Source organism: Bradyrhizobium sp. Leo114 (genome assembly GCF_055229415.2).
On sequence record NZ_JBUYEN020000141.1, the window covers coordinates 1 to 2,388 of the forward strand.

General features: G+C 56.4%; 2 protein-coding genes and 1 pseudogene. 2 read left to right on the plus strand and 1 reads right to left on the minus strand.

Going from position 1 to position 2,388, the window contains the following annotated elements; all coding sequences use genetic code 11:
* The first annotated feature begins 699 nt into the window (after positions 1-699).
* Both ACZIRK_RS44920 and ACZIRK_RS44925 read left to right on the plus strand, forming a co-directional pair.
* Positions 700-1,392: a conjugal transfer ATPase VirC1 gene (locus ACZIRK_RS44920; RefSeq protein WP_130231874.1), complete on the plus strand. Its 693-nt coding sequence runs from the start codon at positions 700-702 to the stop codon at positions 1,390-1,392.
* 1 nt (position 1,393) lies between these two features.
* Positions 1,394-2,026: a VirC2 family conjugal transfer protein gene (locus tag ACZIRK_RS44925; protein ID WP_165421598.1), complete on the plus strand. Its 633-nt coding sequence runs from the start codon at positions 1,394-1,396 to the stop codon at positions 2,024-2,026.
* Between the two features lie 8 nt (positions 2,027-2,034).
* Here ACZIRK_RS44925 and ACZIRK_RS44930 read toward each other — a convergent pair.
* A pseudogene (locus ACZIRK_RS44930) lies at positions 2,035-2,388 on the minus strand (helix-turn-helix domain-containing protein); the annotation flags it as partial.

The window sequence follows — 2,388 nt, forward strand, 5'->3', positions numbered from 1 at the left end:
CTCAAAGGCACAAATCAGTTGCCGAAGGTCATCGCAGGTGTCAGATTCAACGACGGCATCGAGGTCATCCAAATGCCGGCAAACCACGCCGCCTGATCACCTCATCACCCAAAATCCCGCATAGCTCGGCGACAGGGCGGACTTGCGATCGTGCCGCAAAACGTAAGGATGATTACGCCGCAATTGTAAAGGGATTAATGCCGCAAGAGACTTTTATTATGTGCGCCGTACTCCGTCATCATCATTATATTCAAGCCAGCGACTGCTGTCGTGGCCTTGACGTCGGCATATCGTGCGGCGTAAATATATTTACGTTAATGATTCGTCGCATGCTCGGAGCCGACGGTGCCGGCGAAGCACGACAGCAAGCGCTCAAAGACGGAGGCTCTCCTCGAAGTGATAGCAGCACTTCGCCGTTTACTTAATGGAGCGTCATCAACCGAGTCCGACAGTGTGCCTCTCCACGCCTTCTAGGGTCTCAGTCATGCGCTGAGAAGCGCCTAATGTAATGACGTCGGTTCTGCATTTCACGAAAGAACGGTTGCGGTTGTAGCTAAGTTTATCGGTATGTAATCCATGGCGGGTTATCTTGACGACGTTCCATCTCAGAGTCGCGTCGTGTTGAACTGACTTAGTCGGCCTGGCAAACACACATCGCATATCGTATCAAAATTGGTTCAGCACGGGGTGCCATCAGATATGAAACTAATCACTTGCTGCTCATTCAAAGGAGGGGCCGGCAAAACTACAGCTTTGATGGGTCTGTGCTCGTCATTCGCATTCAAAGATAATAAAGTCGCTCTTTTCGAAGCGGACGAAAATCGCCCGCTTACTAAATGGAAAGAAAATGCGCTGCGCAACGGCACTTGGGATCCTCAGTGCGACGTATTCGTTGCGGATGAGCTGCCCCTACTGGAGACCGCATATGCACAGGCCGAAGCGAGCGGCTTCCACTATGCGCTTGCTGACACTCGCGGTGGCTTGAGCGAACTCAATGTGAGTATTATCGCCAGCTCCGATTTCATTCTGGTGCCGACCATGCTAACGCCTCTAGATCTCGACGAAGCACTTACGACTTACCGATACGTTGTCGAGCTACTAATACAAGAGAAACTGCAAATCAAAACCGCCATTCTTCGCCAGCGAGTGCCGACCGGCAGGCTGACAGTCTCTCAACAGGACGCTCAAGACATGCTGGCGGCCTTGCCAATGATCGACGCGCCGATGTATGAACGTGATGCCTTCGCTGCGATGAAAGCGCGGGGTATGCTGCACCTGACGGTGCCGAATATGTCACGCGCTCCCGCAATGCGGCGCAGGTCGCACACCCAGCGTGCAATGGACGAGCTGTCCAGCATCGGCATTTTGATCGAGAAGGCATTGGAGGATTGATGTGGTTTTCCGCAAGCTCACCAATTCGCGGCCAGCGGTACGTCTCACTTCCGCGAGTGCGCAACAGAGGGGTGCTATGACAACTCTGTCAGCAGCGATGATGCCGCTCGAGCAAGTGGCCCCGCCAATAGTGAAGCCAGAGGTCTCTTCCCCCGCGTCCTCCGAGGAGAGGACAATTGTGCTTTCGAGTAAGTGGGCCGAGCCATATCCCAAGGTACAGGTGTTTCTGTCAGCAGCGCTTCCCGCTCCCGGTTTCTCTTCGGGTTTTGACGGCCTGTGCGGCCAGTATCGCCGGACGAAAGCTCTGCAGATGATCTTGCGGCGCGCGTTCGACGACTACGAGGTGATGCTGTTAAGCGCCTCATTGATCAAACCCGTGACTCCTTATCCTATTGAGGAGCCACTGTCTCTCGCTCTAACATCGCGGATGATGCCCCGACGGGTGGTTGAGATCGCTCTAGCGCATTTTGATCCGTGGGGAGTCGAAAGTATGCGTGCCTTCGGCCGTAAACTGGCGAGTGCCGCACTCGGCATGTTCTTCGAGAACGAGAGGAAAGGCATCGGGGATGTCCCGATCGGTGTTGAACTAGATCGGGCCGACGTTGCCGGAATGAATGTTACACGGCGCTCGTGACGTGGGCGCACGTCCTCCATGCGGGCGACGTATTCGCCGTCGACATGGGGAATGCACCACATGTCCCTGCGCCATGGCTTGAGGTCGTTCTCGGCCAGCCGGCGACGCACGGTCTCGCCCGACAGGCTGTCGTGATCGGTGAGCTTGACCATCGTGTCGGCCAGCAGCGTCCAGCGTTTGCGGCCAGCGGGCGGCTTGGCGCATGCCGTCGCCACCAGCAGGGCCTCCTCCTTTCCGGTCAGCTTGCGCTCTGCGCCCGGACGCGGCTCCTCGCTCAAGGCCCGCTCCAGATTGCCTTCTACGAAGCGGCGCTTGGTCCGGCTGACGGTGGAACGGCTGACACTCACGGTCCGAGCAATCTC

Bases quoted from the DNA above. Each gene is read 5' to 3' on its own strand.
- ACZIRK_RS44920 (WP_130231874.1), top strand. From the start codon at position 700: ATGAAACTAATCACTTGCTGCTCATTCAAAGGAGGGGCCGGCAAAACT.